27 protein-coding genes are annotated in these 26013 nt (G+C 34.5%); 16 read left to right on the top strand and 11 right to left on the bottom strand.

Annotated elements, in window-relative coordinates:
- Positions 1–217: 217 nt before the first annotated feature.
- Positions 218–1045 (top strand): hypothetical protein, encoded by an 828-nt coding sequence (locus CF599_RS13210; protein WP_121966488.1) that lies wholly within the window; start codon positions 218–220, stop codon positions 1043–1045.
- Positions 1046–1267: 222 nt separating this feature from the next.
- On the opposite strand, the gene CF599_RS13205 is transcribed toward CF599_RS13210, so the two are convergent.
- The gene (locus CF599_RS13205; protein ID WP_256383866.1) at positions 1268–1837 is read right to left on the bottom strand and encodes a Fic family protein; all 570 of its coding nucleotides are present in this window, start codon (positions 1835–1837) and stop codon (positions 1268–1270) included.
- A gap of 670 nt (positions 1838–2507) precedes the next feature.
- On the opposite strand from CF599_RS13205, the gene CF599_RS13200 reads away from it, so the two are divergent.
- The 5 genes from CF599_RS13200 to CF599_RS13175 all read left to right on the top strand — a co-directional run bounded on the left by CF599_RS13200 (position 2508) and on the right by CF599_RS13175 (position 7319).
- Positions 2508–3110, top strand: a complete 603-nt coding sequence (locus CF599_RS13200) for a hypothetical protein (protein WP_121966486.1) — start codon at positions 2508–2510, stop codon at positions 3108–3110.
- A 3-nt stretch (positions 3111–3113) separates the two neighbouring features.
- Complete coding sequence (locus CF599_RS13195) at positions 3114–4235, top strand: pyridoxal phosphate-dependent aminotransferase family protein (RefSeq protein ID WP_121966485.1); 1122 nt, start codon at positions 3114–3116, stop codon at positions 4233–4235.
- Positions 4222–4794, top strand: coding sequence for a dethiobiotin synthase (gene bioD / locus CF599_RS13190; RefSeq protein ID WP_121966484.1), 573 nt, complete (start codon positions 4222–4224; stop codon positions 4792–4794). Before CF599_RS13195 ends, bioD begins: the two co-directional genes overlap by 14 nt.
- A 286-nt stretch (positions 4795–5080) precedes the next feature.
- A complete protein-coding gene (bioA, locus tag CF599_RS13185) occupies positions 5081–6364 on the top strand; it encodes an adenosylmethionine--8-amino-7-oxononanoate transaminase (protein WP_121966483.1) in 1284 nt (427 codons plus the stop codon).
- Positions 6365–6815: 451 nt separating this feature from the next.
- Entirely contained in the window at positions 6816–7319 is a 504-nt protein-coding gene (locus tag CF599_RS13175) for an acetyl-CoA carboxylase (protein ID WP_121966481.1), read from the top strand.
- Between the two features lie 339 nt (positions 7320–7658).
- On the opposite strand, the gene CF599_RS13170 is transcribed toward CF599_RS13175, so the two are convergent.
- Complete coding sequence (locus CF599_RS13170; protein WP_121966480.1) at positions 7659–8240, bottom strand: Crp/Fnr family transcriptional regulator; 582 nt, start codon at positions 8238–8240, stop codon at positions 7659–7661.
- Between the two features lie 252 nt (positions 8241–8492).
- On the opposite strand from CF599_RS13170, the gene CF599_RS19660 reads away from it, so the two are divergent.
- The 5 genes from CF599_RS19660 to CF599_RS13150 all read left to right on the top strand — a co-directional run bounded on the left by CF599_RS19660 (position 8493) and on the right by CF599_RS13150 (position 11929).
- Complete coding sequence (locus tag CF599_RS19660) at positions 8493–8657, top strand: hypothetical protein (protein WP_173835550.1); 165 nt, start codon at positions 8493–8495, stop codon at positions 8655–8657.
- A 14-nt stretch (positions 8658–8671) separates the two neighbouring features.
- Positions 8672–9541 carry a helix-turn-helix domain-containing protein gene (locus tag CF599_RS13165; RefSeq protein ID WP_121966479.1) on the top strand — a complete coding sequence of 290 codons (870 nt, stop codon included), beginning with the start codon at positions 8672–8674 and terminating at the stop codon, positions 9539–9541.
- A gap of 198 nt (positions 9542–9739) precedes the next feature.
- Positions 9740–10483 (top strand): MBL fold metallo-hydrolase, encoded by a 744-nt coding sequence (locus tag CF599_RS13160; protein ID WP_121966478.1) that lies wholly within the window; start codon positions 9740–9742, stop codon positions 10481–10483.
- Between the two features lie 112 nt (positions 10484–10595).
- Positions 10596–11171 (top strand): Crp/Fnr family transcriptional regulator, encoded by a 576-nt coding sequence (locus CF599_RS13155; RefSeq protein ID WP_121966477.1) that lies wholly within the window; start codon positions 10596–10598, stop codon positions 11169–11171.
- A 68-nt stretch (positions 11172–11239) separates the two neighbouring features.
- A complete protein-coding gene (locus tag CF599_RS13150; RefSeq protein WP_121966476.1) occupies positions 11240–11929 on the top strand; it encodes an alpha/beta hydrolase in 690 nt (229 codons plus the stop codon).
- Positions 11930–12031: 102 nt separating this feature from the next.
- Here the strand turns inward: CF599_RS13150 and CF599_RS13145 are convergent, their stop codons facing one another.
- Positions 12032–12931, bottom strand: a complete 900-nt coding sequence (locus CF599_RS13145) for a DUF4299 family protein (RefSeq protein ID WP_121966475.1) — start codon at positions 12929–12931, stop codon at positions 12032–12034.
- Positions 12932–13186: 255 nt separating this feature from the next.
- Positions 13187–14125: a Dyp-type peroxidase gene (locus CF599_RS13140; protein ID WP_121966474.1), complete on the bottom strand. Its 939-nt coding sequence runs from the start codon at positions 14123–14125 to the stop codon at positions 13187–13189.
- Between the two features lie 135 nt (positions 14126–14260).
- Here CF599_RS13140 and CF599_RS13135 point away from each other — a divergent pair, with 135 nt between their 5' ends.
- From CF599_RS13135 to CF599_RS13120, 4 genes are all read left to right on the top strand, one after another.
- Positions 14261–14581 carry a hypothetical protein gene (locus CF599_RS13135; RefSeq protein WP_121966473.1) on the top strand — a complete coding sequence of 107 codons (321 nt, stop codon included), beginning with the start codon at positions 14261–14263 and terminating at the stop codon, positions 14579–14581.
- Positions 14582–15057: 476 nt separating this feature from the next.
- Positions 15058–15489 (top strand): IS200/IS605 family transposase, encoded by a 432-nt coding sequence (tnpA, locus tag CF599_RS13130; RefSeq protein WP_121966472.1) that lies wholly within the window; start codon positions 15058–15060, stop codon positions 15487–15489.
- A gap of 149 nt (positions 15490–15638) precedes the next feature.
- Complete coding sequence (locus tag CF599_RS13125; RefSeq protein WP_121966471.1) at positions 15639–16625, top strand: hypothetical protein; 987 nt, start codon at positions 15639–15641, stop codon at positions 16623–16625.
- Positions 16626–17164: 539 nt separating this feature from the next.
- Positions 17165–17758: a Crp/Fnr family transcriptional regulator gene (locus tag CF599_RS13120; protein ID WP_121966470.1), complete on the top strand. Its 594-nt coding sequence runs from the start codon at positions 17165–17167 to the stop codon at positions 17756–17758.
- A gap of 49 nt (positions 17759–17807) precedes the next feature.
- Here CF599_RS13120 and CF599_RS13115 read toward each other — a convergent pair whose 3' ends face one another.
- The 7 genes from CF599_RS13115 to CF599_RS13085 form a co-directional block, all read right to left on the bottom strand.
- A complete protein-coding gene (locus tag CF599_RS13115; RefSeq protein ID WP_121966469.1) occupies positions 17808–18590 on the bottom strand; it encodes an ABC transporter permease in 783 nt (260 codons plus the stop codon).
- Positions 18583–19290, bottom strand: coding sequence for an ABC transporter ATP-binding protein (locus CF599_RS13110; RefSeq protein ID WP_121966468.1), 708 nt, complete (start codon positions 19288–19290; stop codon positions 18583–18585). The genes CF599_RS13115 and CF599_RS13110 overlap by 8 nt, the downstream gene beginning before the upstream one ends.
- Complete coding sequence (locus CF599_RS13105) at positions 19274–20467, bottom strand: nitrous oxide reductase family maturation protein NosD (protein ID WP_371514469.1); 1194 nt, start codon at positions 20465–20467, stop codon at positions 19274–19276. Before CF599_RS13105 ends, CF599_RS13110 begins: the two co-directional genes overlap by 17 nt.
- Before the next feature lie 88 nt (positions 20468–20555).
- On the bottom strand, positions 20556–20993 hold the full coding sequence (locus CF599_RS13100) for a nitrous oxide reductase accessory protein NosL (RefSeq protein ID WP_121966466.1): 438 nt from the start codon (positions 20991–20993) through the stop codon (positions 20556–20558).
- A gap of 1 nt (position 20994) precedes the next feature.
- Positions 20995–21603 carry a hypothetical protein gene (locus CF599_RS13095; RefSeq protein WP_121966465.1) on the bottom strand — a complete coding sequence of 203 codons (609 nt, stop codon included), beginning with the start codon at positions 21601–21603 and terminating at the stop codon, positions 20995–20997.
- An 85-nt stretch (positions 21604–21688) separates the two neighbouring features.
- Positions 21689–23647 (bottom strand): Sec-dependent nitrous-oxide reductase, encoded by a 1959-nt coding sequence (nosZ, locus tag CF599_RS13090; protein WP_121966464.1) that lies wholly within the window; start codon positions 23645–23647, stop codon positions 21689–21691.
- A gap of 26 nt (positions 23648–23673) precedes the next feature.
- The gene (locus CF599_RS13085) at positions 23674–24189 is read right to left on the bottom strand and encodes a cytochrome c (RefSeq protein ID WP_121966463.1); all 516 of its coding nucleotides are present in this window, start codon (positions 24187–24189) and stop codon (positions 23674–23676) included.
- Between the two features lie 1227 nt (positions 24190–25416).
- Here CF599_RS13085 and CF599_RS13080 point away from each other — a divergent pair.
- Positions 25417–25956: a hypothetical protein gene (locus CF599_RS13080; protein ID WP_121966462.1), complete on the top strand. Its 540-nt coding sequence runs from the start codon at positions 25417–25419 to the stop codon at positions 25954–25956.
- Positions 25957–26013 lie beyond the last annotated feature (57 nt).

Below are 26013 nucleotides of genomic sequence, written 5' to 3'. Positions count from 1 at the left end.
TGAAGTATCCTTTCAAACTTAATTCTAAAACACTACTTTTAACCTAGAATACGCGATAGACCTATTAACGAGAGTAAATTATACAAAACAGCTCTGAATTTATGAAAAAAGCATACTATAGTATGGTTTTAGAAGAAATGAAAGAGATGTAAAGTAGAATTTATTCGTAGTATTGGGCGAGTGCGGAATCTAGGTTTATATACACTAATCCACTATAATGCTACAAGACTTAATTACTCAGCTATGGGTAAAAATAACAGGACAGCGTATTAATTTCACTCAGACACCTTGGCTAGAAGGAATCGTCGGAGATACAGCTATTATAGACAAGTCATACATCGACAGATTAGCGACACAGTATCAATATGAAGTAGTTACTAATGAGCAGGGGAGTGGACTAATCGAAGACTTCAGTATATTTCGCTTTACAGCAGAAGAGTATGCTAGATTACATCCACAGATAATAGATTTTTACACCCATACCTCTGATTACAACGTAGAGATATGGTGCGAGTGGAAAGGCGTGTTTAAGCCCTTTGGAGTATTATTAGGATGGTTGTTTAGTAAGCGATTACAACAGCTCAATATGCCTACTAATACCATAAGTCTAGCCAAGGGATTAGAGAGCGAAATAATAAAGCTAAAGAGCGCAAATCATACTGTATGGACGATTTGGTACCGCAAGATAAAACAGACAGGAGAGACTTTGTTCTCAGGTATATACACTCATACTTATCTACCTAGTCAGGACAAAACCTTGTTTAAGGTTGTCTTCCCTTTACCTAATGGCAATGCCACTGTACTGTTAAACCAAGAGATTATGGCTGACGGAAGCTTATTCTTACAGAGTAATGGCAAGAAGTTCGGCGAGACAGGGTTCTACTTTTATGTCACCAACCACAAAGGAAAACACTGGGCGAAGTTCGTCAGTGCCTTACACGAGAGCATTCACATCTATGTAGATAAGGATGAGGTCGTTCGCACAGATCACAACTTCTCATTCTATGGCATCCGATTCTTACAATTGCATTATAAGATGGGTTAAACCCAAAATAAACGTTAGCCAAATACTGCGAATCAATTCTACTTCATAGCTCTTTCATTAGCTCTAAAACCATACTATAGTATGCTTGTATCGCTAATTCAGACCTATTTTGTATAATTACTTCTCGTTTATCTGTCTATCGCTGATTCTGGGTTGAAGCTAAAGTAGCGTTTTTCTTTTAGTGATATGTCTTTAAGAGTTTACTATACAAATGTATCTACCTTAAGTTTTTTGACGTTGTTTACCTTTCTCTGTTAAATAGTACTTTTGATTACGACTTGTTGGTTTATCAGGAATGCTCAATGCTATTAAACCTGCTTCTATAGCGGGTTGTAAGTAATTATATAAAAAAGTTGGTCGATGTCTAATCCCTACAAGTACCATTAATTCAATACTACTATATCTTTCATCTGACATATTTGAAATTAGTACTTTAACTTGTTCGGTATCTTGTTCGGTATCTTGTTCGGTATCTTGCAGGGTATCTTGCAGGGTATCTTGTTCGGTATCTTGTTCGGTGACTTGTTCGGTGACTTGTTTGGTTTGAGTTACAGATTCCGTTGAAGGCAGCGTAACTCTTAAAAAGTTCTCAGAAAAGTGAAAACAATCTTGCGCATAAGCCTGTATAATTCTTGGAATTCCTGATCCTAATTGTTCTACCAAATCTAAATCCTTGAAAATGCGCATCAATTCCTTGTTTCTAATTATAGAATATCCTTCAAAAAACTCATCCTTAGAAAGCCCTTCAGGTAAGCTACCATAAGAAGTTATTTCCAAACGGTCGTCAAAAATTTCAAACTTATATATGTCTTTATATTAGTTCAACATTGTTATCTTTCTTGTTTTGAGTGATTTTACCTCTATTAAAGATAATTACCTTACGAAGTAATAATTGAAGTGTTCTTATAGAACGTAATTACCCTTGCGAAGCACCAACGGCCTTAACGGATAAGCGAGTGTCAATAGGTGTAAATTCCCCGAAACAAAATTCTGTCTGACCGAAGGGAGTTAATTTTGTTTCAGGAATTTGTGCCGTAATTGGCCGCTTAGGAGTTAAAGCCTTGATTTTTTTTGTTACTTTTTTTCATCAAGGAAAAAAAGTAAAAGAAGAAACCGCGTAGCGATAAAACTTAACAAGTGATATAAACTATGAAGTGTTTTGTATTACGAAATGATAATTAAAGTGTACTTTCATAAATCTCTTCCCCCTTCCTGATATCTGCTAGATAAGTGCGTATTCACTGCCCAATGCTTGCTCAGAGGGCCTTATTCAGCAAGAACCCCTCACGGATACTGCTCGCATTGCCCAATGAGATAGTAGACGAAATGTGTATAGCATTCACTACTCTAATGGCGAAGGCAATCATTCCTAATTAACCTCTCCGGACTAGCTTTTTTCTTTAAACTGGCTTCCATATAGTCCACCTAGTCGCTCTAGTTTTGTGCCATAAACGAACACAAGATGAAACAACTATTAAATACTATCGTAGCGAATGACACCCTACATAGCAAGTGGCTAAATGCCTTGTCCTTTATGGAGAATACAGGGGCTCGTAAGATATCTGCCTGTGAGAATCCATACGAGGTAACTTTCCTTCAACTCAAGCACGCCACAGAGGAGCACAGGCACGCCTACTACCTAAAGAAGCAAATCAAAAAGCTATCCGTTCCTTTTCCGGAGCGATATGATACTGCTAGCTTATTAGCACCTATACAAACACAACAATATCTACAGCGCCTCGATATCTTCTGTGTGAGATACCTAAAGGAGACTTTACAGTTAAGTGGTGCGTCACTTCGTTTTGCCGCTTATTTGCTAGTGACTTACGCAATCGAGGTACGAGCTGATTTGCTCTATCCTATTTACCAAGAGGTATTAGAAACGCATTCGTCTAAGGTAATGGTTAAGTCAATAATCGCGGAGGAACAAGGGCATCTAGAGGAAATGATCATTCAGTTAGAAGCGTTCACTCCTGATTGGGAGAAGCACGCTGAAGTGATTCTTCACTATGAACAGCAGCTTAGTCTAGCGTGGCTAGAGGCAATCACAAATGAGATAGCCTAAGAGATGGAGATATTGCCTTTATCCTTAAGGAAACGCCTTCAAGAGCGGATTGATCAAGGGAATTACCGTCAACTAAAACAATATAGCTCCACAGCGACAGACTTCTTCTCTAATGATTATCTAGGGTTAAACCAAAATAAGGCATTTGAACAATGTTTATTAGATACGGTATACGCTAACCCAAAGCTATTAGGTGGAAGTACAGGGTCTCGGCTTATTAGTGGGAACTCACAGATAGTGGAGGATGTAGAGCAGTATATTGCAGAGGTACACAGCGTAGAGGAGGCGTTGCTCTTTGGGTCGGGGTATCAGGCGAATCTCGCTCTTTTTGGCAATTTGCCGACACCTAGAGATACCATTATCGTAGATGAGTATATCCATCGGTCAGTACACGATGGGTGTACATTATCTAGAGCGCGCAAATGGAAGTTTAAGCACAACGACTTGCTAGATCTAGAACGGTTACTTCAGCAAGCCACAGGAGAGGTATACGTGGCGATAGAGAGTCTTTATTCAATGGATGGAGACTTAGCTCCTTTAGAAAAGATCATTGCTTTAACGCAGAGATATGGGGCTTTTTTGATAGTGGATGAAGCACACGCTATCGGAGTCTATGGATTAGGCAGAGTAAGTGAGTTGGGGTTATATCCACAGATATTCGCAACTGTGATAACCTATGGCAAGGCAATGGGAGTACACGGAGCAAGTGTTCTAGGTAGTGTGGCATTAAAGTCAGCACTAGTAAACTTCGGTTCGCCCTTTATCTATAGCACTTCGCCAAGTCCTTTGATGGCAGTGAGTATTAGGGTAGCGTATGAGTTTATCTTGACACATAAAGACTTGCAAGAGAAACTTCAAGGGGTAATCCATACCTATCAGTCCCTAGCTCCTAAGGGTATGTCTATAACTGCTAGTCCGATACAAACTATCCGTTTAAACAAGGTAAATAACGTCACTGATTTAATGACAGATTTACAAAAGGCAACCATCAATGTCTGTGTGATTAGACCACCTACTGTAGCGGTGGGTACGGAGCGTTTGCGCATATGCCTACACGCATTTAATACACAAGAGGAGATTATACAATTATTTCAAATTATAAAACAACACAATGGAACCCATTAAACTTTTCGTTACAGGAATAGGCACAGGAATAGGCAAGACAGTCATATCAGCCGTATTAGTAGACAAATTTAAAGCAGACTATTGGAAACCGATCCAATCAGGTGATTTGCACGATTCAGACAGTATGAAAGTCAAAGCACTATCTGAAGGCACTCTTATTCATAAAGAACGCTACGCATTAGAGATACCTGCTTCACCACACGAGTCTGCTGAGAGAGAGGGTATAACGATACAATTAACTGACTTCACACTGCCTGAGACGGATAATAACCTTATCGTAGAAGGTGCAGGAGGGCTATTCGTACCTATTAATTCGGATACTTATATGATCGACCTAATCGCTCATCTTAACCTCCCTGTGGTCTTAGTCACTAGGGATTATCTCGGGTGTATTAACCACACGATATTATCTATAGAAGCATTAAAGTCAAGGGGAATACCTATCGCTTATCTAGTGTTTAATGGAGAGTTTAATCCTTATTCTATGGAGGCTATTAAAAGGGAGATAGGTGAGGAGACGGAGGTTGTGTTTAATGAGGAATTAGGAATTAAGAATTAGGAATTGTTGCCTTCGGCATAGGGTGATGTGGTTTACAGTTGATGGTTTACAGTTTACAGTTTGATTCTGCGTTTAAAAGATGATATATCTTGAAGAATGTATATCTACAAAGGTGGAGAATTAAGAATTGTTGCCTTCGGCATAGGGTGATGTGGTCTGTGGATATAGACGTCACAACATCACAACATCACACCTTCACGACATCACAACATCACAACATCATACCATCACACCATCACAACTCCACGACATCACAAAAAAACAACATCACAAAAAAACAAAAGAAATGACACAACAACAACAACAAGAATTAGTAGATAGAGATTACGCGGTCAATTGGCATCCGTATACGCAGATGAAGACAGCTAATAATATTATCCCTATCGTTAAGGGGCAGGGGAGTTATATATTCGACGCGAATGGCAAGCGATATATAGATGCGGTGTCTTCGTGGTGGGTGACTTTACATGGGCATGCACACCCTTATATCGCTAAGAAATTAAGTGAGCAAGTAGCTACGTTAGAGCAAGTGATCTTTGCGGGGTTTACACATCAGCCCGCGATAGAGTTGTCAGAGCGATTATTAGCGTTATTACCTGAGAGTCAAACGAAGGCTTTTTATACAGATAATGGGTCTACAGCTATAGAAGTAGCGCTTAAAATGGCGATACAAGCTGATTATAACAAAGGAGGAAATAAGCGCAAGGTTATCGCTTTTAAGAATGGATATCACGGAGATACTTTCGGCGCAATGTCTGTGAGTGGTAGAGGGATTTGGACTGATCCTTTTGGGGAGATGTTGTTTGAAGTATTGTTTATAGACACGCCTACTGAGGATAATCTAGCACAGACTAAGGCATTTATCGATATGCACGCCTCTGAGACGATATGCTTTATCTATGAGCCATTAGTACAAGGTGCAGGGGGAATGCTGATGCACAAGGCAGAGCATTTATCGGCGTTAATGAAGCACTGTAAAGAGAGAGAAATACTCTTGATACAAGATGAGATATTTGTCGGTTTTGGGAGGACAGGTAAGCTATTTGCTGTGGATCACTTGACTGAGACACCTGATGTGATGTGTTTCTCTAAGGGATTAACAGGAGGTACGCTACCTCTAGGGATGACTACGTGTACAGAGGAGATTTACCAAGCTTTTTACACAGAAGATAAGACCAAGGCATTATTTCATGGACATTCGTTTACGGCTAGTCCATTAGCTTGTACAGCAGCATTAGCAAGTATGGATCTACTATTAGAACAAAGTACTCAAGATAGCATCACTCGAATAGCAAGTAAACACGAGGCGTTTATCAATGAGTTAAAACAACATTCTAAGGTGTTAGATGCTCGTCAGTGTGGAACTATTTTTGCGATGGAATGGAAGACTTCAGAGCATACTTCTTACTTCAGTGATATGCACGATACATTGTATCCCTTCTTTTTAGAACGTGGAGTGTTAATGCGACCTCTTGGAAATATCATCTATCTCGTGCCACCCTACTGTACATCAGACGAAGATTTGGATTACATATATGGCTGTATATTAGAAGCTTTGTCGATGATGTAAGTTAGTGATTAAACAGTCGTAATGATTGTGTTTTTTCTTCTTTATTTCTCTTAAAATAATTCCTTAAAAAGTATAAAATAAAGATGATAATTTAAGTTTTTCTTCACATATACTTTGATACATTTGCACCGCTTTTAGCGTGATGAATTATAGAGGTAGTTTTGATTGGCATTATTATTGTCTAATAGAGATAAAAAGTAAAACAATAAAGAGTTATTTATTAGTTACATTATCTGTGTTTAGTTTGCTTGCTTTTGTAGGTAATTATAGTTCAGTAAGTTATGCTACCTGTACAGGTTCATCAAATTGTAAAGCGTGTAAGAATTGCAAATACTGCAAGTATTGTTCTCAAAAGGGGAATAGCTGTGGAGTGTGTAAGTAGTGATTTTTTATAACGTATATCAAGGCTAAAGCAAGGTCTTACTTAGGTTGAGGTATTTTAAATAGGATAATGAAACAAATCGTTCTGTTGTTTGTAAGTCTAACATTATTGTTGTTCGCTTGCAAAAAAAGTGCCGGGTCACACGGTTTTACCATTTATGGTGAGAGTGACTATTATACAGATGGAACTTACTGCGCAGAGATTAAGTATGCGAATCCTTTTACAGGAAGTAGCAGTACATATCAGTTGAGCGTAGAGGTCAAAGGAGGGAACTTGACAGAGATCAATTGGCCTGAGGAAGGTTGGTTGGATAAGGCAAACTTTGCTCCTCAGAACATTGCAGATGGAGAGTGTGCGTTCACAAGTGAACGTGGATATAAATACACTGTAACGTTAGGAGGTAAAGGAGGAGACTGCTATGATGATAGTATCGAACTTCAACAGCGAGTGAATGAAGATACAGCGCAGGTAACTTGTCCTGACTGTGGAGAGATGAAAAAGATTAAAGAGAAACGCTGTCTGTACTGTACCAATGGATTGGTATTAGAAGACAATTGGGATAGATATATGTAGAAAAATAAAGTAGATGAATAAAGCCGATGTTGCGAAAGCGATGTCGGTTTTTTGTTTTAAAAGCAAAAGAACTAGCTGAGTAAACAACTAGTTCTTTTTTTGAAATGGGGCGATGTTAACCTTCGAGTTAAGAACAACAATTGTTTTTTTTCTGTTAACATAGGTCTAAAAGATTGTTTGTCGGAACAATCTTGTTTTAAATTTTAAAATGCTTTTAAAGGAATTACCCAGAAAAAACAGTATTTTATTATTATTGTTGTTGTTATTAATTTGTGTTGTTTTAACTAATACAAATGTATTGACTATAAGATTGTTGCAATGCACTAAATAGTGCAAAAATTATATTTGTTTAAATATTCTATTAAAGGTATTGCGGTGAATACCTAAATAAGATGCGATGTAGGAATAAGGAAAATAAGAAAACACTTGCGTATAATATTGTTGTAGTATTTTTACCTTATCTACATTAGAATCGCTCTGTAAGATATTTGCTTTTTGAACTGCCATTTGTAAGTTTGTTTTTAGAACTTCTTCTTCAAGTTTAAGTAAAGGGGCGAATTCATTGCATAGATCTATTATTTTAGAACGTGTAATGGCATAAAAAACGCACGGTGTATAACATTCAATGTATAAAGTTGAAGGTTTCTTGTGATAATAGCAGTCGTAATTAAAGAGGATTGCATTTTCGACAGGATAGTAGAAATTATTGACCTTCTGATAACCATCTTTATCAATAGAATAGGCATATAAGGAGCCTTTAGTTAAAAAACCAATAGTCTCATTTTGATCACCTTGTTTTAGAAAGAACTCTCCTTTTTCTAGATGCTCAATAGTAAAGGCATCTAGCATTGTTTTTAGTTCTTCCGGACTTAGATTTATATTTATCTCCTCTAGTTTAAGTAAAATAGGATTGTGTATCATAGCACCTGATCTTTAGGGAATTAAATATATATAAGATACGCAATATTAGTGCCGTTTGAGTAATTAATTAGTTAAAAATTAGCATATTACGTGTTTTTTTGCTAAACAACACATATTGTGTATGAACTATTGCGAAATAGTTGTTTTTGGTGAATATTTACTTGATTTGTAAAAAGAAGAAAAGGTATGATATTGAATACTCTCCTATAAAAAACAAAATAATTATCTTTACCTATCTAAAATAGATTAGCTATGAAGTTGTTAGGATGGGGAATAATTATAGTTGCTGTTGTTTTTCTAAGTATTTCCATAGGAGGACTCAATGGTGAGTTGCCACAAGAGATGTTTGTGTTACTTGCCTTTATCGGTATTATTATAGGAGCTTATGTGATTTATCGAAGTGGTGAGAAACAATAGTTTAGTAACAGGTTATGCAAGTCAACTATATCCAACCAAGAAAAGAGTTAAGGGGAGTCATCAGTCGTTTTTGGATTGGTGAAGTGCTTTCTATGGGGCATAATGAACAATCCTTTTACCGCATTATCGCCTCAGGGAATACAGGGTTAATCATTCAATTGTTTCAAAACCAATCCCTTTTATTAAACAGCGCTGACCATCGTGTATTACCTAAGGCGTTTATCTATGGACAGAAGAGTGATTCGCCCTGTCTGAATCACTTTACAGCAGAGGCAACCCTATTAGGAGTAGACTTTCATCCTACAGTATTTAAGAAGGTTTTTGGAGTGAATGCAACTGAGTTGACCAATACCTTGGTCGATGCGGTAGCCTTATTACCTTATTCTCTTATTAGACAGATGCAAGACAGTGAGTCAATACATGAAGCAATCTCACTTATAGAACATTATCTCTTAGGCAAGGTAAAAGAATCATCTACAGAGGCCGCACTAGATTATGCTATAACACAAATCAGACAAACTACTTATTTAGTAGATACAGCAGTACTTGCAAGTAAAATCGGAATGTCTCAACGTACTTTTCAGCGACACTTTAAAGAACAAGTGGGCATAGATGCGTATACCTATAGTCGCATTGTCCGCTTTCAAAAGGCATTACATAGTATGCAACAGGGAAGAGAGATATCGTTAACTCAACTTGCTTATGACTTAGGCTATGCTGACCAATCTCATTTCGGCAGAGAGTTTAAGCTATTTGTAGGAGAGAGTCCTTTGGGCTTCATTAAACATAGTAAATATCTAGAAACATCGAATACGGATATTCACACACCTTTTCGCATTATAGAGATTAACCTTAGATCTGCAACTACCATTTACTACGAATAAATTCTACTTTACATAGCTTCAATTAGCTCTTAAACCACACTACAGTGTGCTTTAATCACTAATATTACTCTGTTTTGTACAATTGATTCTCGTTTAAACGTTATCTGCAGATTTAAGATTAAAGTAGTTTGTCGTTATAATTCTATTTTCAAGACTTTAGAATAGTGAGTTTTGTTTTCTTAACAAAGAGATATAATTATGACAAGAATACACCATTTAAATTGCTTAGAGATTCACGCTCCTACAGGTGATATCGCTATAGGGCATTGTACTTTATTAGAGGTAGAGGATCGATTAATACTGATAGATACAGGAGTAGGGCTACGAGACTGTGATTTAGCACAGTCTAGATTAGCGCCTGAATTAGTAGAGGCAGTAGGGTTTAGATTAGATGCAAATAGCATTGCTGTGGAGCAAATCAGAAAACTGGGGTTAGACCCAAGCCACGTAACAGATATCATATTGTCTCACTTAGACTGTGACCATATCGGAGGAATAATTGACTTCCCTAACGCACGAGTACACCTGAGTAAAACAGAATATGATAACTATCTATCGGGTAATCCTAGATACGTGAGAACACTGCTTCCTACGGATTCTGAATTAGTTAAATATGCTGATTATACTGAACTATGGAATAGGTTAAAAGTGGTAAAGCTTGATATAGTAGGAGTAGAGGTCTACTTGACTCCTTTACCCGGACATACTTTAGGTCACTCTGGGGTGGTGTACTATGCACAGCAGCAATGGTGGCTATATGTAGGTGATGCTTATTATCTAAGAGAAGAACTAACTAACCCTAATCACCCTATACATCAGTTAACGAGCGCTAGAGCGGATAATAATGATTTAAGAATAGTGTCATTAGAGGTGATCAAACGATTTATGATAGAACACTCAAGTGTAAATGTGTATGGATATCACGATCCTGAGGAGTTTTGAGGTTGTTGATGATGTGATGTCGTTGAGTCGAAAAAGAAGTCTCACAATTGATTTTTTATAAGCTAAAAACTGTATTTTTACAGTAATAACAGCGTTTTTTAAAAGAAAAGAGATGTCAGAAAGCTTTCAAGAGTATAACCAATTATTTAAGGTAGAACAGCCTTATTTTGAACATTTTTTCTCTCTGTTAGAGAAGCGAATGTATAAGAAAGGACAATTGTTATTAGAGGAAGGAGAACGGTGTGAGTACATTGGTTTTATTCAAAAAGGTACCTTGCGAATGTATATCACTAATGAAGAGGGACAGGAAGTTAATTATGTGTTTTTCTTCGATGGGAACTGCGTTACTGATTATGAGGGGATACTAAACGATAAGAAGACGATTCTTAATATTCAAGCATTAGAAACGACTGATATCTTTTTGTTACATAAAGATGATTTGTTTCGTCTCTACCAGAGCGATGCTTATTGGATGGACTACAGATTAAAAATGGTTGAGGGATTATACCTTAAGTCTAGACAGCGCATCGTAGATCTACTCTATAATAGTCCTGAGAAGAGGTACGTAAATCTGATGGAGGAGAACCCTCTTATCTTTGAAAAAATCAGTCATAAACATATCGCTAGTTATCTTGGGATAACTAAAGAATCACTGAGTAGAATAAAGAAAAGAATTTCGGAGAGTTAACTTAAGATAACAAAATTAGCCTATAGAATCATTAATTTTATACTCGTAATATTTTATATGATAAACTTATGGAAGCAAAAGATTTAACGATTGTTCTAGTTCACGGAGCGTGGGGAGATGGTTCACATTGGGAAGCTGTAATTCCGTTATTAGTAAAAGCTGGTTATAAAGTAAGAAGTGTTCAGAATCCATTGACTTCACTAAGTGATGATATATTAAGAACAACTCAATTAATAGAAGCTCAAGAGGGGAAAGTCTTATTAGTAGGGCACTCTTATGGAGGGTCAGTTATCTCTAATGTGGGTAATAACCCAAAGGTATTAGGGTTAGTGTACATTGCGGCATTTGCTCCAGACAAAGGGGAGAATCTAGGGATGCTTTTAGGACGTAGAACTGCTTCAGGAGGAGAGAGTATTTATCCCGATGCAAATGGATTTTTTTGGATTAAATATGAAGGATATCATCAGGCATTCTGTGCAGATATATCTGCAGATAAAGCGATGGCGTTATCATTTGCCCAAAAGCCTACTCATGGTCAGTGTTTCGGTGCAGAAAGTGGAGAGCCAGCTTGGAGAACTAAGCCTAGTTGGTATCAACTATCTAACCAAGATAATATGCTACCTCCAGAAACACAAAAAGAGATGGCAGAGCGTATGAATCCTAAAAAGATAGTAACATTAGATGCGAGTCATGCTTCTTTATTATCTAAGCCTGTAGAAGTAGTAGCTTTAATCATAGAAGCGGCTACATCCTTATAAACAATAAAAGCCTCACTAAGATAAGTGAGGCTTTTTTATTGTTATATTGAATAGTAATACAATTACTTTAATAGTAATACAATTACTTTAATAGTAATACAATTACTTTAATAGCCCTTCTAAGAACTCTTTAGTAGGATTTCTAAGTATCCAATGGAGATCATCGTATTCTTCTAGTTTTAGATGGCTTATTTTATCTAAGAAAACTTCATATGGCAAGTGATCAATATCTGCATCTGTTTTACCTTTAAAGCGAACCAAGCCGACAGTCCATTCGTTAGGAGCAACTCCATCAGGCAACCCCGATGTTATAGGAGGAATAAAAGCTTCTTTAGGTATGATGCTATCTACCGTTTCTGTTAGACTATATGCCCCTCGTATTTTATCTCCTTTTTGAAAGAAGGAAGGCTTCATGTAATACAAATCTTCTTGTTGTTTATTTTGAAGATAGGTAGAGAAGACTCTTTCTAAGTCGGTGATGTTTTCTTGACTCCATTGTGCTAAGATATTAGCAGGTATATGAATTGGGTTTTTAACAGCAAAAACAATAAATATATGTTCATTCTGATGTAAGTCTTGTACTTGCTGATATAGATAGTCTTTATTCCAATCAGAGATGTCTTGTGTTAGAGTAGGGAGTTCTTTTAGTTTTACTTGTCTCTCTAGATCCATAGTAAAAGAGTTTACCTTAAAGAACGTACATGTTTTAGAAACAAAATCAAAGAAGTCAAGAACATCTTGATCAGTACATGGTACATTTAAGATTACTTCTATGTCTTTACTTTTTTTGCGGACCATAAAACCACGACCTAAGTGATTAGGATTTTGGACGACAATGTTTATATCATCGATATTATCACTATCTAATTCGTAAAAGACATAAGCAGAGTTACTATCTCTTTCTCCTAGAATAGTGTGACTATCTAAGAGGCTTTTAATCATACTTAGAGTTATCTTTTTCTTAAAGAAACCCTTCTGTTTTATAGCTATTTCTATTGCCATATTATCTGATTTAATTTTTCAATGCTATCAAATATAATGATAATTTCATTTATGTGTTTGATTTTTAGCCGTGATGTTGTTGAGTCGTGATGATGTGATGTCGTTAAGTCGTGATGTTGTTTTTTTGTTAAGTCGTGATTTTGTGGAACTGTACTTTGAAAGATTATTTCACTTTACAAAAAACCAAAACAACAAAATCACAAAAAAACATAAAAAGAATAAAAGCTCCTCGAAGGAGCTTTTATTCTTTTTATCTTATTCTGCTGAATAATCATCTAATATATCTAGTGAGGGAGCGAAGAATAAAGTACCTGATATCGCTTTACTAAAGTCTAGTATTCTGTCATAGTTCCCCACAGGTTCGCCTATAAACATGTTTTTAAGCATCTTCTCTGTTGTACTGAACGTTGATGCGTATGAGATGAAGTACGTCCCTGCCTGTCCTTTAGAAGGGTTAGCATAAGGCATATTAGCTCTGATAATCTTTAGTTCATTGCCATCTTCATCTTCGATAGCCGTTAGAGCTGTATGTGCATTAGAAGGCTTCTTATGTTCTTCCATTTCGATATCTGTTGCTTTATAACGTCCCATTATTTTCTCTTGTTCTTCCACAGATAGGTTATCCCAATCTTTCATAAAGTGGATGTACTTCTGTACAAATAAGTAGCTACCACCTTTATAGTTAGGCTCGCTATCACCTACGATACCGAAGTAGTTTCTGTCCTCCCCATTAGGGTTCTCCGTACCATCAACAAAACCGATAATCGCACGTCCATCCCAATACTTAAACCCTTGTACTTCATCGGTACACTCAGCTACGGGAAGTAGTACTTTAGAGATTGCCATCGCCATATCATAGCATATCGCAGAGTTAACAGCACTTAGGTGTAAGTGTAGGTCTGCATCAGTAGCTACAGCAGTATGTTTATCTCCTTTTATCTCTTTAAAAGGAACTAGCTCTTTAGGCAGTGGAGTAGGAAGACCAAGCTTTAACCAAGCGTCGTGACTAATTCCAAGTATACAACTCGTAGGGCCTTCTGTCACGCGAACTTTAAATGAACTATTAAGATTCTTTACTAATCCACATAAAGCTTCGAAAGCTTCTTTAATCTCAGCTCCCTCTTTAAACTTCCAAACCGAAAAAATAGTGTTGTTATTCGGATAATCAGTAACATTCTGTGGTTTTTGACTCATTTTATTTGTTTTAATAGTTAATGTAAGTCTTGTAAAGGTATTTATTTTTTCAGCTAAAACAGAAGGATTACATGGTTAAATTCGGACTACGAGGTATAATATATTTATGTAGTTTTGTCTAAAATTAAGTATCGTATGCAAATAGTATTGTGGATTATAGTGAGTTTAGCTTTTTTAGGAAGTTTAGCAATGTTCGTTCCATCACTTATGTCTCTTGGTTCACCTAAGTCAAAAGACTTGAAAGGACTTTATTATTGGAATAATTTGGTCTCAAAAACATTCTGTGTCTTAGTGATGATTTATCCTATCTTATTTTTGATTGCTGTAATGTTTTATAACTTTCTTAATGCGCCTGTTCTTCCATGGCTAGTTATCTATACGATTCTTTTAGTAGGTTTCTTTATAGGATGGAATGTATTGGATAAGAAAGTAAATGGCTTGATAAAGAAGTCTTAATCCTGAAGATAATATAAATGACAGTAGATTATAAGAATACAAGTAAATGTTTTGTTGGAAGAAATGAAATCAAGTAGATAGATATATTTAGAGTTAATGTACAATGTTTAGTTATAATAAGTTTGTAATTGCTTAATATTCTTAGTGGATATTGAGTAATTAGTTTAATATGTGGCTGAATGAAGAGGTTAGGCTGATATGTCTATTTGACTTTTTTATCGTTTTTATCACTATTTACTTTAATCTCATACTGTCTTATTTTTAACTTTTAATTATTTATTTTATTATAAAACCGACTCTTTATTTTTCACAATATCTATTAATTCACGTTTAAAGGTAATTAAATGCAATAGATGTATTACTTGATTGAATATAATATACTAAAAAGTAATAATTTATTGGTCACAGACCGTAGTCAAAACTAAGCACTTTAGTGCATTTAGCTTTCAGCTTCTAAAAATGTTTACCTTTGATATATGGTATACCAACGCACAAATGGACATAGTGTTTCACGTTTAACAGCGCATTTAGTATGGGCGACAAAGTATCGATATCCAGTATTGGAAGGCGATATTCAGATACGATGTCGTAGTCTAATAATTCAAATTTGTGAAGCAGAAGATATTCAAATTCTAAAAGGAGTTGTTTCAAAAGATCATATTCATCTACACATAGAGTATCGTCCTTCACAAAATCTGAGTAATATAGTCAAGTTGCTAAAAGGTCGTACATCAAGAAAGTTACAAATTGAATTTCCTGTTTTGAAACAACGGTATTGGGGACGTCACTTTTGGGCGATAGGTTTTGGTTGTTGGAGTACAGGAAATATTACTGATGAAATGCTAAATGAATATTTAGAGCATCATCGTAAACCCAATGATAATGAGGGTAACTTTATACTTGAGTAAGTTGCTCCACCCAGGCAGACTTTAGTCTGCTTTAACAAACTATGGACTTTCAGTCCATAGTGGTTTATTTTACTATCTGTATTAAATTAGACTTATGTTTGCATAGAATTATTAATTATTAGTTAGTTATTGTTAATTAAATAAAAGTTATGAAAAAGAAAATTTTATTATTTGCCTTAGTAGGTAGTTTTATGTTGAGTACTACATCGTGTAGTAATGATGATAATTCATCACCAAATATCGAAGAAGTACAAGCGCCAAATACATTAAAGGATGATTTCTTTGATATTGAAGGAGCTAAGTTCAAGGGGGGGGATTTACCTGCAGGAGAGCGAGATGTGATTACAGAAATAAATGTAAACAAATTTGTGATCAATGGTGGTAAGGCCATAATGAATCTTACAAGTACTACACCTTTAGAATCAGTGTTAATTGCTTTAGATGGTCATGATGGATATTATAGTTTTAAGACATCTGAAGAAGTTCAAACTAGATTGGGGAATTATAAATACATAGTTGTTTTTAACTTTTCTCAAAAATTGGATTTAGATTCATTTGGATTAAATATTGTAGGAACAATATCAGATGGTGAACAGACTCGTATTTACTATAGAGAATTCCAAACGGTTACAGCAGGTGTTGGTGAATTGCAAGTTTCTTTATCTTGGGATAAGGAGGATGATGTAGATTTACATTTATTTGATGCAGATAACAATCATATTTATTACGGGGATAGAGTGCTTCATGGTGCTGAAGGAAAAATAGCTGAGTTAGATATTGATTCCAATCCTGCTTGTTCTATTGATGGAGTGAAAAATGAAAATATTTACTATAACGACCTAAAAGATGGTACTTATAAAGTTTATGTTGATTTATTTACAAAATGTACTCAATCAGAAGGTAGTAGTTATGTTGTTAACGTAATCCACAATGGAGTTAGTTTGCGTTTATCTGATCATATGATTGGTAAGTTTGCTGACGATTATCGTGGAAGTGGAAATACTCCTAGTATGTATGCATTTATAGGTGCTTTTTCAATTGTTGATGGTCATTTTTCTTCTGTTGTAGAATCTGCAGGAACAGCAAGACTAGCGAATGATATTGAATTAAAGAAAGAATTGGTTTACAAAAAATAGCAAATCAGAAGATATTGAAGTCATCTTAACTTTTAGAAATAATGGAGGTGAGTAGGAATTTGAAGCGCTAGACAAATAAAATGCCTACAGCTTATGTACTCTACAAGAAGAGTGTAGAATTAGATCTTATTTAGCTATTTGAAACAAGATTTATAATCTAAAATCCCTTTTTTTGTGGTTGATAGTTTTTTATTAATTAAAACAGCTATTCAACAGAGTTACATACTAATTCAAGCTTTATTGAGTGATAAAATATGAAGTTAAAAAACAGTTTTCACTTACTACTTAATGGGTTTGATACGACATTAGCTAGTTTGAGAGCTTGAAATCTTAAGACTTTTGGTATAGGGGTCTGTAGAAATTTAAAAGTAAAGATGACTTCTACGTCAAAATAAGAAGGCTATTTCCTATATGAGGAAGTAGCCTTTTTTTTGTTTTAGTAAAGTTGATAACACTAGGTAGTAAGTTTTTGCTGAATACTAATGTTTTAAGCTAAATAATATCGTAAATTCAGCAAGTAAAAGAAAGGTTATAAAGTTATGATTGATATCGATGTACTACTGAGTTATAATGGTTTTGTCAAGGAATTTGACAAGGATCAAATGATTGTAGAGCAGGGTGAAGAACCTAAGTATTACTATCAAATTATTCAGGGTAAAGTAAAGATGAATAATTACAATGAAGAGGGCAAAGAGTTTATCCAGGGAATGTTTGGAGAAGGGGAGAGCTTCGGTGAACCGCCTTTATTTATGGAGATAGGTTATCCTGCTAATGCTATTACTTTAGTTAACTCTAAGATAGTTCTTATCAAGAAAGAAGACTTTTTCTTACTACTAGAGCAGGAGAAGACATCTTGTTTTGGTGTTTTTAAGGCTTTATCATCTAGGTTATACTATAAATCTATTATGGCTCCTGATATATCATCTAATGATTCTTATAAAAGGATATTGACACTACTTCATTATCTTAAAAATCAAAGTGCAGTGGAAGAAGGAAGGGAGTTCTTAGTAGAATTAACTAGGCAGCAGATAGCTGACTTAACTGGACTTAGAGTAGAAACAGTCATCAGAACAATTAAAGAAATAGAGTGTAGAAAACAACTCCGAATAGAAAGAGGAAAATTGTATATATAAAAAAATCAACAAGCTAGTTTACACAGGCTTGTTGACTTAAATGTATTTTTCAGAAATTCTTCTTTTTAGCCGTTAAGTAAATAGCCAAGATGGGAATACAAGTCCAAAGTAATAAAATAGCAAAAGAGATAAAGCTTCCCATATTACCACCAAAGAATTTTTTAAATACAGCACCTGTGTATCCTAATAAAGCAGATACATCAAGTTTTAGTATAATTAATATACGTGAAAGGTCGATTGGGTTTAGAACTGTACCTATTAGGGAAATATTCTCTAAAGGATAGTCTCCGAAAATCATTAAGATACTTAAGAAAATACCATCATATACTACTGCTAAGAATAACCATAAAAGGATAGCAAATCCAAATCCCTTGATCTTATTCTCGTTTTTAAGGCCTATGTTATAAGCTAAGGCGCTGAATATAAAGGTTAAGAAGGTCCCTGTCACAAGTAGTAATAGAAAGTCAAATATGATGTCTGAAGCAAATAGTCCATAGCATATAAAGGGAATACCTAATCCGATTAATAAACTCATAGATAAGGATAGAGCAACTCCTAGATACTGTCCTAAAAAGATAGAAGATCTCTTGATAGGCAAGGCTAATAAGAGCTCGGTGAATTCTTTAGAATCATAGTAGTACATAATACCAAAAATAGTACTGATCAGAGGAACTAACACAATGATAATATTCATCAGTGTTATAATAGCTTTACCTATGTCGTTATTTAAGAATAATAGTACAAAGCCAAGGGCTAAATAGAACAGTAAGTAAATGTAACTCCATCTACTTCTTATCAGGTCGTAAAAACTATATTTAAGGATCTTAAGCATGATTATCAGTTAAAATATTAGCAATAGCATGTTCAAAGTTGTTTTGTCCTGTAGCGTCTTTTAATTCCTGAATAGTTCCTTTAAAATAGATTTTTCCTTCTAGTATAAAGATAATCTGGTCAGATATTTCTTCCACAAAACTCATAATATGGGAGGTAACTAATATGATTTTTCCTTTTTGTTTTTCTTTTAAGATTAATTCCTTTAAAGTGATTAATGCAGCAGGATCTAATCCTGTAGTGGGCTCATCAAGTATTAGAATAGGATTGTCAAATAAGAAGGTCAACAGTAGGTTGACTTTTTGTTTTGTTCCCCCTGATAGATTGTTGAGTTTTTTACCTAAAAAAGGACTAAGTTTAAAAAGATCTATCAAGTAGCTTTCGTCTTTCTTACTTTCTCCTCTAAGGTCTTTAATCATCTTAATTAATTCAAGAACTGTAATGTTATTGGGAAAGTTAGCTATTTGGGGTAGGTAATCTATGTCTTTTCTATACTCCCATTGTTTTGAGATAGGTTGTTGATTGACTGTTATAGTTCCTTTATCAGGGAATACCATACCTAGAATACACTTGTTAAGCGTAGTCTTCCCACTACCATTAGGCCCAAGAATAGCAATCACACCTGTTTCAATAGATAAATCAATTCCTTTGAGTACTTGGATCTCTCCAAATTTTTTATGTAAATCACTTATTGTTATCATGTTTAATTTGCTTTATAAATGGTTTAGAATCAAGTAAATTGTCAGGAGTAAATACAGGTGAGACTTTTTCTGAAAAGTCGATAATATCAACAAATAAGCTTCGTAAGAAGATGATTGATTCAGGTGTCTTATTCACAATGTAAGAGAATAGCTTGATAGGTCTGTGTGGAACATCTCCGATGCCATCTTTATCAAGGTCATATCCAGCGTAATTGCTCCAATAATTATTATCAAAGCTATTTTGATTAAGCTGACCTTGATATAAAAGGTCAAAAGAGTTGTTTAAGAAGTTGTTATTCTTAATTGTATTCTGATAGTTTGCTCCTCTAGAGTTAATCGCCCATCCATTGCTGATAAAATCATTGTGTAAATACTCAACTCTATTAGATCCTTCAATGTTGATAGCCGTTGTATTGGCTTTAAATGTGTTATAGGTAATACTCGTATCATTCACTTCTTTAAGTAGGACTCCATAGGCGGCCGATCCCCAGTTATGACTAAAGGTATTATTAGTCATTGTCATAAATTTAGAGAACATAATAGCTACACCTGCGCCATTGCTTATATAAGAACTATTAGTGACCACATCATTGTTAGAAAACATAAAGTGAAGACCATATCTAACATTGTCTCTGCTTATGTTATTATCTATGGTACAATAGTTAGAAAACTCTAAATAGATACCATCTCTGACTTTCTCCACATAGTTGTTTTTAATCTCTATGTTATTACAATACCAGAGTTGGATACCATTTCCTGAGTTAAACTCATTCTTAGCCTTACCATATATTTTGTTATTAAGTACTTTTCCGTTTTTTGATTTTTCTAAGTAAATTCCAAAAAATAGATCGGCGATAACATTATTCTTGATTGTGAAATTCTTGCTCTCACGAACTCTAATCGCAGCATAATCTTTAATATAACTAGTACCAACGTTAATGATCTTAAAGTCTTGTATCGTTACATCATCTGCTTTTATGATAAAGATTTCTCCTTTGTTATCACCGTCTATTGTAGCATTCTTTCCTATTAATGTTAGTGGCTTATTTATAAATATATCTGTTTCTTTATAAGTACCTTTTTCTACTTGGATTACATCATTATCCTGCGCTAGTTCAATTGCCTTTTTAATAGATGTAATAGATGAGTTTTTACCAACAGTGATAGTCTTAGCCATCCCACAAAAACTTTGGATAAGTAAAAATAAAAACAAGAGATTTTTAGTTACTGTTTGCATGTCAATAGTGGGTGTTATAATGTTGTTTTTAGTGCTTCTTGATTTGCTTTACTACTTGATCATAAGTGTATAGATTACCTGTGTTTTCTTTGATTAGTCTATCTGCATCATTTGTTGACTTAGTAGCAGATAAAAAAGCGCCCATTGGGCTAGGTATATTCTTAGAGATTATAAAAGCAGCATCCTTAGCAGGAACTAATTCCCCAGGGTTTAAGATATCTGCTACTAGGATATGTGAATAAGGACCTTGCTCTTTTTCGTTTTCTGCAACATAAGAAATCATACATTCGATAGCATCGAATTTGTAGTTCTTACCTTTTGAGGTAACTATTTGAGAGGCATGTTTGTTGTCTACTATCCCCATTGTACAGAAGTCACAGCTATCAGTACCATACTCTATAGGAGTTACTTTTACAGTACACGAAGTGAGTAGAAATATTATGCCAAGTAAGTAAAGTGATTTCATATTAATTCTTTTTAGATTTGATCCCTACGAAGTAAGCGATAAAGGTTAGTAACATCCCTAGAGCCATTAGATATGCTCCGATATGAGGGTAAGAATAAGCGTCAAAGTTTAGAATCTTACGATGACCAAATAGGGGAGGTTCATAAGTAAGGGGATTACCTGCAGTATCAACCATCTTCATAATAGCGTGAGGATCTAAATCACTACCATATTCCACTAACCACAGATTAAAATCATACATACCTGCGATACCTAGTAGTCCCATAAGTATTAGCCATCCTAAGAAGAAACCAGGTTTTACTTTATTAAAGAATCCTGCTACCCCAATAGCAATACCTAATATAGACATTGAAGCTATTACAATTGGGAAAACAGAGAATTCCCACATCTGTTCCGGTTTAGGGATGGTCTTCATTCCGATGTAATGGTTAAGGCCATCTATGTTCTGAAGGTCAAATTCTTGTACTCCTTTAATTCCATTTATATAGATATCCATACCTAGTGGCACAGGATATTGAGGGGCTCCTAATTCTATATTCCACAAAGGGAAATAGAATAATGATAAAAGTAGACAAGAGCCTATTATCATCAATATTGATGCTTTTTTCATGATATTATTTTTAAAAAGGGCAAAGACAGTGCTTTGCCCTTTAATGAACTAAAATGTAAACTAACAACTATGTATTTAGCAATACTTATTCGTCATCTAATGACCAAGAAAGTTCTATCTTAGAATCTGCTGGAGATACTCTAACATATCCCTGCATCTCTTGGTGTAATGCAGAGCAGAAGTCAGTACAATAGAATGGCCATACACCTACTTGTTTTGGTTCCCAAACTATGGTTTCTGTCTTACCTGGAGTCACTAATAGTTCTGAGGTATTCGCTCCAATCATAGCAAATCCGTGAGGTACATCAAAGTCTTGTTCTAAGTTTGTAATATGGAAGAATACTTTGTCACCTACTTTTACACCCTCGATATTATCAGGAGTAAAGTGACTTCGTATCATCGTCATATAGATGTGTACTTCATTTCCTTTTCTAATAACTTTAGTGTCATTAGGAGATTTAGCTACTGCAGGGTGTTTATTCTCGTCAAGTTTGTAAATCTGTCTTGATTTGCTCTTTATTTTATCCGCCTTAATAGCAGCAGCATAGTGCGGCTCACCGATAGTAGGGAAGTCTAGGATTAGCTCCATTTTATCCCCACTGATATCATATAGCTGAGCAGAGTGGTTAAGATCTGGTCCTACAGGCAAGTATCTATCTTTAGTGATTTTATTCATCGCAACAAGATATTTACCATCAGGTTTTCTAGAGTTACCACCAGGAATCATTAAGTGACCTACAGAATAATAAGTAGGTTTTCTATCTATGATTTCCCATGTACCTAATTTCCATTTTACTACTTCAGAAGAGATAAAGAATGTAGTATAAGCATACCCTTTACCATCAAATTCTGTATGTAAAGGTCCTAAACCAGGCTGTTCCACTACACCAGCTAATACATCATCAAATTTTAAGATAGGAAGACCATAAGCCTCACCATCAAATTTTTTCTTCTCGATAGCATCTAGCATTTTAGTAAATGAGTGCACTGTAAGGTTAGCAGATAATTTACCATTACCGATAATGTATTCTCCAGAAGGATCAACGTCACAACCGTGAGGTGATTTAGGAGTAGGTAGTAAATACACTAATCCAGGTAGCTCACTAGCATCAAGAACTAGTACTTCGTCTTTCATCGTACTAGTAGCAGTATGTGTCTCATTGTTAAACTTGTTATGAGCATATTTAGTAGGCATTTTTTTACCTTTTCCTGCTTTGATATATTCCTCTGCTTTTTTCCAGTTAACAGCGGCGATAAAGTCTTTGTCGTTTTGAGAAGCATTAACTTCTAATAAACTGTGTGCTTCTTCTGTATTATACGTTGTAAAGAAGAACCAACCGTGCGATTTACCTCTACCAGGGTGAGATAAGTCATAGTTAAAACCAGGCATATGAATTTGGAAAGACAGATCCATATCTCCTGTTTTTTGGTCTACTTTAATGAATGAAAGCGAACCTTTAAAGTTTCCTTTATAATCTTTAATAGGCATATCACGCTGTGGAATAGGCACAGAGAATCTAGTACCAGCTACTACGTATTCTGTATTTTCAGTTACAAAAGAAGAACTGTGGTTCCCTGCACTATTTGGTATTTCAATGATCTCTGCAGTGCTAAAATCTTCTAAGTCAATTCTAGCGATACGAGGAGTATTATTACCATTAATAAATATCCATCTACCATCTAATTCTCCATTAGTTTGAGAAATATCAGGGTGGTGAGAGTCATCCCAAGGCACGAAACCATGAGAAGTCATTAACATTGGTTTAGTTTCTTCACTATAACCATATCCTTTTTCTGGATCTTGAGAGAATACAGGAATTACTTTAAAAAGCCTTCCTGATGGCAATCCATAAACAGATAGTTGTCCACTAAATCCACCTGAGAAGAATCCGTAATATTCGTCATATTCTCCAGGTGCTACATAGACTTTCTCCGCAGCATTTGTTGCTATTGCTCCTTTATTACCTTGCTTGGAATTATTACATCCCATAAGAAATAATGAGGCAACACAACCTGCTAATACTAGGTTAATGTTTTTTTTCATATTATTACTTTTTAAGCTTTGATGTTCTATAGCGTTCTGAAGTACTCAAGTACTGCACGAGCTTCTTCCTCAGTTAGATTTTGATTAGCCATAGGAGCTCCATTAAACTCTTTAAGTAAGTCTTTAGCTAAAGGATCTTTTTCGATCATTACCTCAGGGTTTAGAATCATATTCATAACCCATTCAGGAGAACGTCTATCTAAGATACCTTTAGGAGCAGGTCCTATGAATTTTTTGTCCGGTTTGTGACAAGCAGTACACATATTTTTATAGATCTCTTGCCCTTTATCAGCTAGAGCTTTATCTATATCACCAAGTTTTAACTCTTTTACAGGGCCGAAACCTTTATTATCTAACTCGATACGCTCTGATGTAGGTGCACCATTATCTGTAGAAGTAGTTTTAGCCTCATCTGTAGCCGTCTCTACTTTTCTTTCATTAGTTGTAATTTCGGGTTCAGATGTTGTCTTGTCTGTCTTTCCGTTACAACTCACGATTAGGAATGAGCTAAAAATCAATAGGGGTAGAGTACTTGTTCTCATATTATAGTATTATTAAGTTTATTTTCTGCTAAATTACTGCCAATAACTAGCCACTTTTTATGACTTGAATCACAAATGGTGAAATAAAAGGATATTTTTATCCTTTATAATAATGTATTGATTATGAATTGTTTGTATGCTTTGTTTTAGTTGCTTTTATAAAGTTAGTTTAAAAAGTAACTTCATTTGCTATGGAGGGGTTTTTTGACTTTTTATATCTATTTTAGGTATTAGTAAGTTGTTTCAAATCGCATTTTGTAGTTTTATTATTTTAAACTGTTTTTTAGTTGTTAATTTATTGATTATCATATTGTTTATTTTATTATAAAATTAGAATTAGATAGTATATTTTTAAAATTATAATCGCATCGTCGTCAAATATTTGTGCTTTTAACTTTTTATCTATTAAAGAGGTTTATGGTGCTTGCTATTGTACTAGCAGCTATTGATTAAATATTCTACATTCTAGGTTTAATTGAGAATATGTGATAGTCATATAAGCGGAAAGTAATTATATAAGATAAGTCTGCATTAGCTATGAAGTAGAATTGCTTTATAGTGTTTAGTTCATACGAATCTTAGGCTTAATCTATATAAGAGCATATTGATAACATACTAAGTCTATAGTGACTCCATTAAAAAGCCTATTTTAATGGAGTCACTATGGACTCATTATGGACTCACTATGGACTCACTCGAATCTAAATAGCATAAATAATGCCTGTTTTACCCTGTTAACGTATGATGTGATTAGTTTATAATATTGACCTAGAAGATTGGTCTAAATTTGTTAGTGAATATTGAAATTCCTATTGGTAAAGATAGATATAAAAATCTAAAGAGAGTACTACATTTATATACATCTCTCTAGATCAATAAACTAAAATCACATTATAAGTTAAGGTGTGTGTATTGCTTATGGTAGTGTTTTAGTATGTGGTAGATTGTTTTTTGTAAAAATTGATATTAAAAAGATACTATATGTTAAATTTTAACTTTAACATATTTGTGAATTTTTATCTTTTTAGTATAAATAATTTGTTTTTTGTGTAATATTATATAAAAATTTGTTTTTGAATAAATAACATTTAGTGTGAAATATTATTTTAATGTTGGTACATATATAATGTTATATTATGTCAATATGTGACTTTTTTGTACATTAAATGTCCTAGTAGTATAGGTATTCGCAATGGGTGAATTGTTTAAATTATAACAGAACACATAATGAGATTTTTAAAATCAAATATAGGGAGTAAACAAGATTTAGGTAGAGGTGTTTTTTTTATGCTTCTAGCGATGCTTGTTTCGTTATGTGTAGCGTTTTTTGAAAGAACTATTTCAAATACAGATTTTAATATCTTTCCTCTAATTGCTAATGTTATTTTATTATCACTACTATTTCTAGTAGAAGAAAAAATAGAGAGAAGAGAAATATATAAATTATTAATTGTTGGATGTGTTGTTTTTGTCTTTGATAATATTATTGAGGTTGAACAATGGCTTCAATCTTCAATCTTTAATTTTTATGGTATTATGTATGCTCTTTATTTTTATACCTATGGTAGAAAATTGATCATTTCAAATAGTATTCAAAAGGGCTATGTTTGTTTTATAAATTATTTCTTAGCTTTTTATTTGATACTTTTTAATGTAGCGATTGTATTAAATAATTTTTTTATTAGATCCTTATCACAGCATATTAAGTATCATCAGTGTCCGATAAAAACTTTTATCGGAGCTTTTCATATCTATAATATGCTTTAAATCATCCTCTTAACTCGGATAACCGATCTTTACACCTGTAAATAGGTTATCCGAAGA

The sequence above is a fragment of the Myroides sp. N17-2 genome (assembly GCF_002286775.1).
GTDB lineage: Bacteria > Bacteroidota > Bacteroidia > Flavobacteriales > Flavobacteriaceae > Flavobacterium.
This window is presented reverse-complemented; position numbering and strand designations above follow the sequence as displayed.

Coding starts and splice junctions, on each gene's coding strand:
- CF599_RS13105 (WP_371514469.1), bottom strand. CDS start 20,467: ATGGCTAAGACTATCACTGTTGGTAAAAACTCATCTATTACATCTATT.
- CF599_RS13080 (WP_121966462.1), top strand. CDS start 25,417: ATGAGATTTTTAAAATCAAATATAGGGAGTAAACAAGATTTAGGTAGA.
- CF599_RS13210 (WP_121966488.1), top strand. CDS start 218: ATGCTACAAGACTTAATTACTCAGCTATGGGTAAAAATAACAGGACAG.
- CF599_RS13170 (WP_121966480.1), bottom strand. CDS start 8,240: ATGATACACAATCCTATTTTACTTAAACTAGAGGAGATAAATATAAAT.
- CF599_RS13200 (WP_121966486.1), top strand. CDS start 2,508: ATGAAACAACTATTAAATACTATCGTAGCGAATGACACCCTACATAGC.
- CF599_RS13155 (WP_121966477.1), top strand. CDS start 10,596: ATGTCAGAAAGCTTTCAAGAGTATAACCAATTATTTAAGGTAGAACAG.
- tnpA (WP_121966472.1), top strand. CDS start 15,058: ATGGTATACCAACGCACAAATGGACATAGTGTTTCACGTTTAACAGCG.
- nosZ (WP_121966464.1), bottom strand. CDS start 23,647: ATGAAAAAAAACATTAACCTAGTATTAGCAGGTTGTGTTGCCTCATTA.
- CF599_RS13175 (WP_121966481.1), top strand. CDS start 6,816: ATGAAACAAATCGTTCTGTTGTTTGTAAGTCTAACATTATTGTTGTTC.
- CF599_RS13135 (WP_121966473.1), top strand. CDS start 14,261: ATGCAAATAGTATTGTGGATTATAGTGAGTTTAGCTTTTTTAGGAAGT.
- CF599_RS13100 (WP_121966466.1), bottom strand. CDS start 20,993: ATGAAATCACTTTACTTACTTGGCATAATATTTCTACTCACTTCGTGT.
- CF599_RS13115 (WP_121966469.1), bottom strand. CDS start 18,590: ATGCTTAAGATCCTTAAATATAGTTTTTACGACCTGATAAGAAGTAGA.
- CF599_RS19660 (WP_173835550.1), top strand. CDS start 8,493: ATGAAGTTGTTAGGATGGGGAATAATTATAGTTGCTGTTGTTTTTCTA.
- CF599_RS13150 (WP_121966476.1), top strand. CDS start 11,240: ATGGAAGCAAAAGATTTAACGATTGTTCTAGTTCACGGAGCGTGGGGA.
- CF599_RS13140 (WP_121966474.1), bottom strand. CDS start 14,125: ATGAGTCAAAAACCACAGAATGTTACTGATTATCCGAATAACAACACT.
- bioD (WP_121966484.1), top strand. CDS start 4,222: ATGGAACCCATTAAACTTTTCGTTACAGGAATAGGCACAGGAATAGGC.
- CF599_RS13085 (WP_121966463.1), bottom strand. CDS start 24,189: ATGAGAACAAGTACTCTACCCCTATTGATTTTTAGCTCATTCCTAATC.
- bioA (WP_121966483.1), top strand. CDS start 5,081: ATGACACAACAACAACAACAAGAATTAGTAGATAGAGATTACGCGGTC.
- CF599_RS13110 (WP_121966468.1), bottom strand. CDS start 19,290: ATGATAACAATAAGTGATTTACATAAAAAATTTGGAGAGATCCAAGTA.
- CF599_RS13095 (WP_121966465.1), bottom strand. CDS start 21,603: ATGAAAAAAGCATCAATATTGATGATAATAGGCTCTTGTCTACTTTTA.
- CF599_RS13195 (WP_121966485.1), top strand. CDS start 3,114: ATGGAGATATTGCCTTTATCCTTAAGGAAACGCCTTCAAGAGCGGATT.
- CF599_RS13165 (WP_121966479.1), top strand. CDS start 8,672: ATGCAAGTCAACTATATCCAACCAAGAAAAGAGTTAAGGGGAGTCATC.
- CF599_RS13160 (WP_121966478.1), top strand. CDS start 9,740: ATGACAAGAATACACCATTTAAATTGCTTAGAGATTCACGCTCCTACA.
- CF599_RS13125 (WP_121966471.1), top strand. CDS start 15,639: ATGAAAAAGAAAATTTTATTATTTGCCTTAGTAGGTAGTTTTATGTTG.
- CF599_RS13120 (WP_121966470.1), top strand. CDS start 17,165: ATGATTGATATCGATGTACTACTGAGTTATAATGGTTTTGTCAAGGAA.
- CF599_RS13145 (WP_121966475.1), bottom strand. CDS start 12,931: ATGGCAATAGAAATAGCTATAAAACAGAAGGGTTTCTTTAAGAAAAAG.